This window comes from Rhodanobacter sp. FW101-FHT13A11 (genome assembly GCF_058790335.1).
In genome coordinates this window covers 229369-237497 of the sequence record NZ_JBYTCN010000003.1, presented here as the reverse complement: position 1 = coordinate 237497, position 8129 = coordinate 229369, and the positions used below count along the sequence as shown (strand labels likewise).

Annotated in this window: 4 protein-coding genes; 1 reads left to right on the top strand and 3 read right to left on the bottom strand. The window is 71.3% G+C overall.

All coding sequences use genetic code 11. From position 1 onward, the window contains the following. Positions 1-67: 67 nt before the first annotated feature. A complete protein-coding gene (locus tag AC3WRN_RS05435; RefSeq protein WP_492622270.1) occupies positions 68-1858 on the bottom strand; it encodes a 3-hydroxybutyrate oligomer hydrolase family protein in 1791 nt (596 codons plus the stop codon). A gap of 152 nt (positions 1859-2010) precedes the next feature. Between AC3WRN_RS05435 and AC3WRN_RS05430 the strand changes: the two genes are divergently transcribed. Continuing rightward, on the top strand, positions 2011-2670 hold the full coding sequence (locus tag AC3WRN_RS05430; protein ID WP_068091599.1) for a response regulator transcription factor: 660 nt from the start codon (positions 2011-2013) through the stop codon (positions 2668-2670). A gap of 54 nt (positions 2671-2724) precedes the next feature. On the opposite strand, the gene AC3WRN_RS05425 is transcribed toward AC3WRN_RS05430, so the two are convergent. Both AC3WRN_RS05425 and AC3WRN_RS05420 read right to left on the bottom strand, forming a co-directional pair. Continuing rightward, a complete protein-coding gene (locus tag AC3WRN_RS05425) occupies positions 2725-4329 on the bottom strand; it encodes a glucosyltransferase domain-containing protein (RefSeq protein WP_492622203.1) in 1605 nt (534 codons plus the stop codon). A 221-nt stretch (positions 4330-4550) separates the two neighbouring features. Next, positions 4551-7859, bottom strand: coding sequence for a hybrid sensor histidine kinase/response regulator (locus AC3WRN_RS05420; protein ID WP_492622202.1), 3309 nt, complete (start codon positions 7857-7859; stop codon positions 4551-4553). Positions 7860-8129: the final 270 nt, after the last annotated feature.

Genomic DNA, 8129 nt, shown 5'->3' with positions numbered 1-8129 from the left:
CCCAGATACCACCGACATTCTCGTGGGCTCGGAGATGTGGAGAAGAGACAGCGCACAGGGTGCGCTCCTACAGGCCCAGCGTGGTGCGCTCCAGCGGGCCGGCACCACGCGGCCGTGCCGCCGGCGTCGGTGCATCGAGCGGCCACGCCGCGCCTTCGTACAGATGCGCCCACAACCGGTCCAGCGCCGCATAGCCGTACGGCAACAGCGGCACGTAGTGCTCGCCGAAACCGGGCAGCACGAGGAAGGCGTCGAAATGCTGCGCGTGCGGCACCTTCCAGTAGATCGGGTGGCGCCCCTCGTCGCGCAGCCACGCCACGTACGGTTCGGAACTGAACGCGGTGGGCAGCAGGCCGTCGCCGGCGCCGTGCAGCACCCACAGCGGCAGGTCGCGGCGCGGCAGCCTCGCCGCGGTGGCCGCGACAGCGGCATGCAGCATCTGCGATTCGTGGTTGTCGCCGGTCCACAGCCCGCGCAGGCACTCGCTGCCGATCAGGGTGGGGTCGGCCGAGACATTCATGCCGCCGAACAGGCCGATGCCGTTGCCCGGCGGGATGCCCGAGCCATCCGCCCACCAGCTCGCCCGCGTTGCCGGATCGGCCACACCAGGCTGGCCGGCGGGACCGATCGCCGCGTAACGGAAGCCGCACGGCATGTCGGCGGCGCCGCGGCGCAGGTAGGCCGAGGCGTAGCCCGCGGCGATCACCCGCCACAGGTCGAAGGCGGTCGTGCTGGCCGCAGTGTGCATCGCTTCGTCGGTCCAGCCGCGCACGTGCAGGTATTGCCGCGCCTGCGCGGCTTGGGCAGGCAAGGTGTTGCCGCCGAGCTTGCCCTGCGCGCGCAGGCTGGCGCAGCGGATCAGCCAGGCCGGCAGCGGCACGCCGCGGGGTCCGCGGGCCAGCGGCACTGCGGCAAAATCCTCCGCGCTCAATGCGCACGGCAGCCAGATCGCCGCCTCGGTGGCGTAGTCGTACAGCGCGCGGCCGCGGCCCGGCACGTGCACGTTCGGTTCCAGCGCCACCACGCCGGTGAAGAAGTGTTCCTGGTCCAGTCCCGCCGCCTGCAGCACGGCGCCGCCGCCGTTGGAGATGCCGGCAGCGATGATCTTCGTGTTCTGCGGCGTGAACGGCGCCTCGGCGGGGAAGGCGCGGTCGAGCATCGCCAGCCCGAACTGCGCCGCCTGGATCACGTGCCGGCCCCAGTCACCCTCCGGGTTGTCGCCCGAATGCGCGTGCTTGACCGCGATGCCCGCGCCCGGCGCTGCCGGCGGCGGCTGGAACTCCAGTTCCGCCTCGCCGCGTTTCGCGCGACGGCCGTCCAGCGCCACGCCGCTGTCGTCGGCGTAATCGAAGTAACCCGCGCCGGTGCCCTTGTCGGTGTACGCCACCGCGCAGCCGTGCGGCAGGCCCCAGGCACCGGCCAGCGCGATCGCGCCGTAGATGCCGCGCGAGCCGGACGAGGCGGTCACTACCAAGCAGCGTTTCTGCCGGTCGAAACCGTCCGGCAGTTGCAGCAGCACGCGGTGCGGCGAGCGCGCACCGGGGATGCGCGCGAACGCCTGGTACTCGCGCCCTGGCACGTCCGGCACGGCGCCATACACGCTACCGTAGCCGCCCAGCGGCCCGAGGTCGGTGATGCCCTTCCAGCTGGTCTGGATCGCGCGCCGGCGCAATTCCCCGGCGGCGGGATCCAGCGGGTTGGCGAACGGCGACGGCAGGCCGGCCAGTCCCGCCAGGCCCAGTCCCGCGCTCAGCAGATCGTCGTGGCCGCGATGCTCGGTCATCCGCACCTCGCCGTAATCGAGCTCACGCATGGCAGATTCCTTCCTCATCCCTTGGCCGGCACAGGCCGACAGCATGACGGATACCAGCACGGGCAAGAACAGCAGCGACGAAATGCGGGCGGAGTTCTTCATCCGGCCACCATAGCAAGCGCATCGGCAGCCGCCATCGTACGAAAGTCCGTGCGCCGAACTCGACGCAGCCGCCGCGGCCCGTTACCTTCGGCGGGATGACCACCCTGCTGATCGCCGACGACCACCCGCTGTTCCGCGCCGCGCTGCGCCTGGCGGCCGGCGAGAACCTGCCCGGCTGCCGCGTGCAGGAAGCCGCCGACCTGTCCGGCGTGCTCGACGCGCTGGCCGCCGAACCGGATACCGACCTGGTTCTGCTCGACCTGCACATGCCCGGCAGCCGGGGCCTGTCCGGGCTGGCCGCGCTGCGCGGCCAGCATCCCGGCGTGGCCGTGCTGGTGGTCTCCGCCCACGACGACCCGCGGATCGTGCGCCGCGTGCTCGACCATGGCGCCGCCGGCTTCATCCCCAAGAGTGCCAGCCCGGCCGAGATCGGCGGGGCGATCAGGAGCGTGCTCGACTGCGGCAGCTGGCTGCCGCCCGGCCTCGCCGACGCCGTCGCCGCCCTGCCCGCCGACCCGGCCGACACCGACCTCGCCCACCGCCTCGCCCGCCTCACCGAACAGCAGTCGCGCGTGCTGGCCCTGCTCGCCGAAGGCCTGCTCAACAAGCAGATCGCCGACCGCCTGGGCATCCAGGAACGCACGGTGAAGGCGCATGTCACCGCCATCTTCGAGAAGCTGAAGGTGCGCAACCGGACGCAGGCCGGGATGGCGCTGCGCTCGCTGGACCTGGAGACTCCGCCGCGGGAGGCCTGAGCGCGGCACGGCGCCGGTGGCCCTGCATCGCGCCGCGCCGCCGCCGCTCGCCCGCTACATCCGGGCCGGCAGGCTCGTACCGGTGCCCGGCGCGGTGCCCGTGCCGTCGGCACAACGCTGCGCAAGCGCGGAGCCGAATGTCACCACCACGGTATCGTCCACCAGGCGCAGGGTGTAGGCGCTGGTACGGCGCGCCACCGGCACCGCGCAGGCTTCCGCCAGGATCGCGGTCACCCGCTGTGTCGCCGCGGGGTCGGTCCGGTAGCGCATATCCGCCAGCCCGGGGATGTAATACATGAGGAAATTGTGGCTGGCGAACACATCGTCCACGGAAAGATAGATGGGCACCAGCGCGCGGACCAGCGGGAATTGCTCCACGACGTGCGCCGCAGGCGGCGCGTATCCCGCCGTGCCGTCGAGCAGGTAGGCGTGCAGCGGCCCGGCGGCACCCAGCTCGGCAAGGTCGTCGGCCAGCCGCGCGGCGATCCGCTCCTCGTAGTTTTTCTGCTCGCCCAGCGCATTGCCGTAGGCGCTGGCAATGGAACACATGCCGAGGGCGAGCATGCCGGCGACGGCCATGGCCCACCGCGGCGAGCGGCACCACTGCCGCAGGGCCGCCTGCATCACGATCAGCGCCGCCGCCAGCAGCGCACCGGCGCCCACCAGCACGCGAGGCTCGATCTCCGGCTTGAGCAATACCAGCATGGGCCCCGCAACGCAGAGCAGCGCCGCCAGCGGCAGCGCGAAGCTGGTCGCGAACAGGGTCGCGCCGACCCAGGCCGGATGCGTGCGGCGAACCCGCAACGCATAACGCAGGCCGATCGCGACGGGAAGCAGCGCCAGCAACACCAGGACCGGGGCGAAATACATCCACCAGTGGCGGTTGAAGCTGCCGCCGATGAAACCGTAGAAATCGACGATGTTGCCCTTGACCACCGGCAGGTCGTGCAGGCCGCGGATCCGCTCGGCCTTCTGCTTCACCCAGCCGTGGATGTGGATGCCGACGAGCAGCTGGTAGACCAGCATGGCGAGGCCGACCTGCCCCGCCCGCGCCAGCAGCTGTCGGGTCCATCGCCGCAGCTCCACCCCGTGCAGTTGGGCGAGCACCACCTCCAGCAGCACGAAGATCAGGCAGGCATTGATGGCGGCCTGGTAGAAGCAGAGGCTGGCGAAAATCGCCAGCACGCCCAGCCACCATCCCCGGCGGTCGTCCTTCAGCGCGATGAGCGGCAACAGCGCCAGCAGCATCGCCATGCTCATGCTCAGGGCATCGAACTTGTAGGAAAGATTCTCCAGGTAGAACGGCTGCGCGCCCAGCGGAAACGCCACCAGCGCGGCCGCCCACGGCGAACGGATGGCATAGCGGCGCGCGACCAGCACGCCGGCCCAGGCGAGCACCGCCACGGCGCCGATCTGGATCAGCGGGGAGAGGTCGACCAGCGCGGAGTCGTAGCACTGCAGCAGCTTCATCAGCAGGGTCGTCAGCGGCCTGCCATTGGAATCCCAGCCGGTGTGGCCGACCAGGGCCCGCTTCAGGTCGTCCATGTAATAGCGGTTCGCCCGCAGGATCGGGTAAAGGATCAGGACGTACAGCGCGAGCAGGATGACGAAGACGCCACGGCCCGCGCGTCCTGGAGCGGCGGCGTGATCGGCAGGCATGTCGTGCGGCATCGGCTGGCTCACTGCTCCGGACTTCCCGCTGCCGTACCCGCGGCAACGGCGCCGCATGCGCCCCGGGGTGTATCAACCTGCATCATCAGGCATGTCTGCCGCATCGGAATTCCCGTCGGAGAATGGGCGTCGTCGCTGCGACCGCCCTGACGAAATGATGCGGGATCGACACGGGCGACCGGAAGTGCCGACGGCATCCGGAGCGCCGGTCAAGCCCGCGCCGCGCCTGCGATCACCCGCTGCAGCACCTGCCGCAGCGCCAGCGGCTTCAGCGGCTTGTACAGCACGCCCACCCCGGCCTCGAGCAGGCGCTGGCGCAGTTCGCTGTCGCGGTCGGCGGTGAGCATCACGGCAGGCACATCGGCATACCGGGCGCGCAACAGATGCCATACGTCCAGCCCGGTCTGCCCGCCATCGAGATGGAAATCGAGGATGTGCAGGTCGGGCCGCCACGGTGCGGCCAGCGCCTGCTCGGCGTTGCGGGCGGCGTGGACGTGCCAGCCCCAGCCGGCCAGCAGGCTGCCGAGCGCGGCCAGCGCGGCCGGTTCGTTGTCGAGCAGCAGGGCGCGGCCGGCGGGCAGCGGCCGTTGTGCGGGCGCGGGCGGCGCGGATCGCGCCACGGCCGGCGCGACCGGCACGTCGATATGAAACACGCTGCCGCGGCCGGGCCAGGAGCGCAGGCCCAGCGGGTGGCCGAGCAAGTCGGCCATCCGCTGGGCGATCGACAGGCCCAGGCCCAGGCCCTGCCCGCCCGCGGCGCTGCCGCGGCGGAACTCCTGGAAGATCAGCCGCTGCTCCTCCGGCGCGACACCCGGGCCGGTGTCCCACACCTCGACGCGCAGCTGCGCGCCGCGCCGGCGTGCACCGAGCAGCACGCGGCCGCGTTCGCCGTAGCGCAACGCGTTGGACAGGAAGTTCTGCAGCACGCGGCGCAGCAGTTGCGGATCGGAGCGCACCCAGGCGCGCGTGCCGACCACGTCCAGCCGCACGCCGCGATCGATCGCGATGGCGCGGAACTCGGCGGCCAGCGGATCCAGCACCTCGGCCAGCGCGAACGCGCGTGGCTGCGGATGCAGGCGGCCGCCTTCGAGCCGGGCCACGTCGAGCAGCCCGGTGAGCAGGCCCTCGGTGGCGGCCAGCGCGCCGTTGAGATGCCGCACCTTGGCCGCGTCGGCGCCGCTTTCGGTGAGCGAGTGGGCGAACAGCTGCGCCGCGTGCAGCGGCTGCATCAAGTCGTGGCTGACCGCGGCGAGGAAGCGGCTCTTCGCCTCGTTCGCCGCCTGCGCCTCGGCCGAGACCGCGGCCAGCTCGCGGGTGCGTTTCTCCACGCGCAGTTCCAGCGTCTCGTTGACGCGCTTCAGCGCCGCCTCGGCCTGGCGGAACGCGGTGACGTCGGTAAAGGTGGCGACGAAGCCGCCGCCGGGCATCGGATTGCCGCGGATCTCGACGATGGTGCCGTCGGGGAAGCGTCGCTCGGACAGGTGCCGGGTACCCTCGCGCATGTGCGCCAGCCGGCGCTGCACGCGCTGCTCCACCTCGCCCGGGCCGAGCAGGCCGGCGTCGATGTTGTGGCGCGTCAGCTCGGCCACCGGCCGGCCCACCTGCAACATCTCCGGCGGATAGTCGAACAGCCGCGCGTACGGCGTGTTCCAGGCCACCAGCCGCAGTTCGGCGTCGACCACGCAGATGCCCTGGCTCATGTTCTCCAGCGCCGCCTCCAGCACGCGCTGGTTGAAACGCAGGTCCTGCGCCGCCTCGCCCACGATGGCAACCACCGTATCGAGATCGTCGCGGCCCTGCCGGTGCACCACTTCCAGCAGCAAGCGCGCGGAGGCGGCACCGATCACCGCGGCCAGCTCGTGCTCGACCTCGGCGACCCGCGCGCTGCCGGCCGGCCCCGCCGCGGGCGCGCTGGCGAACAGGTGCCCGACCCGCTCCGGCGGCAGGAAGCGCGCCGCCAGCGCGCGCAGCTCGACCAGGCCGACGTCGCCCACGCTGACCGCGCGCGCGCCCCTGCCATAGCGCGAGCCGGCCATCGCCAGCGTCACCGCGACGTTGACCAGCAGGCTCACCACCACGGCGCGACCGAGCCGGTTCCAGTTGCCCAGCCCGAGCAGGCCGTCCGGCGCCAGCCAGTGCAGGCCGAACGGGCCGTCGTGCAGCCAGGCCGGCACCGACGACAGCAATGCCGGCAGCACCGCGTACATCCACACCAGGGTGCCGGCGGCCAGCCCGGCCATCACCGCGCGCGAGCCCAGTTGCGGCCGGTACACCGCGGCCAGCAGCGCCGGAGCCAGCCCGGCCAGCGCGGAGAACGAGATCGCGCCGATGTCGGCCAGCGCCTCGTTGCCCACCAGCAGCCGGCTGTACGCCCATGCCAGCAGGATCACCACCAGGATCGCCACGCGCCGATGGTTCAGCAGCTCGCCGCGCAGGTCGCCGTGCTCGTCGCGACCCCAGCCCGAGCGCACCCGCAGCGGCGCGATGAAATGGTTGACCACCATCAGGCTCAGGGTCAGCGTGGCGATCACCACCATGCTGGTGGCGGCGCTCAGGCCGCCGAGGAAAGCGACCAGCGCCAGCCCATGCTCGCCGCGCGCCAGCGGCAGCGCCAGCACGTACATGTCCGACGACACGCCGCTCGCGCCCAGCCACGCGTCGCCCAGCCGCGCCAGCGGCAGGATCGGCAGCGAGATCAGCAGCAGGTACAACGGAAACAGCCAGCGCGCGGTACGCAGCTGGCCATCCTCGCGGCACTCCACGATGCCGGCATAGAACTGGTGCGGCATGGTGAACATCGCCAGCGCACCGAGCAGGATCAGCGCCGGGAAGCCGCTGCTGTCCGGCGGCGCCGGCACGTTCGCCGGCAGTCCCGCCGGCAACGCGGCGAACAGCAGCGTGCCCAGCGCCAGCATCGCGCCCAGCTTGAACAGCGACTCGAACGCCATCGCCAGCACCAGCCCGCGGTTGTGCGCCATGGTCGAGGCGCGCCGGGTGCCGAACAGCATCGCGAACAGCGCCATCAGCAGCGCCACGTACAGTGCGCTGTCCTGCCAAGGACTGGATTCCGCCAGTTGGCCGCGGCTGAGGATGCCGTAGCTCATCGCCACCGCCTTCAGCTGCAGCGCGATGTAGGGCACGATGCCGATCACCACCACCGCGGTGACCAGCGCCGCCAGTCCCGGGTGCCGCCCCAGCCGCACCGCGATCAGGTCGGCCAGCGAACCGGCGTTGTACTCGCGCACCAGCCGCACCATCCGGCGCAGGAAGCCCAGCGCGAACAGGTACATCAGGATCGCCCCGACGAAGGTCGGCGGCAGCCACCAGCCCGAACGGCTGGCCTGGGTCACGGTGCCGTAGAACGTCCACGAAGTGCAGTGGATCGCCAGCGACAACGCGTACACGATCGCCCAGCGCTTCTCGAAGATGTGCGGCCGGCGCTCGCCGAGCAGCGCCACGCCGAACAGCAGGCCCAGCCAGCACAGCGCGGCGATGGCGATGAGGGTGGTGCTCAGCATGGCATTGGCGCTTGCGGGTGATGGGGCTGGTGCGGCTCTAGCCGTGATGCTTTGGCCACACCATATTGGTTCAGAGCGAAGAGCTTTCGTCCTCCTCCGGAGGCCGAGTTACTTCTCTTTTGCTTGTCCAAAAGAGAAGTAACCAAGAGAAAACGACACCCCGCTTGGCGCTTGCCGCCCATCCATGGGCGGCAAGTCCGTGAGTCGGAGCCGGGCTTTTCGAGCGGGCTCCTGCCCGCGCGAAAAGGCGTTGCCATCCTTGGCAACGCC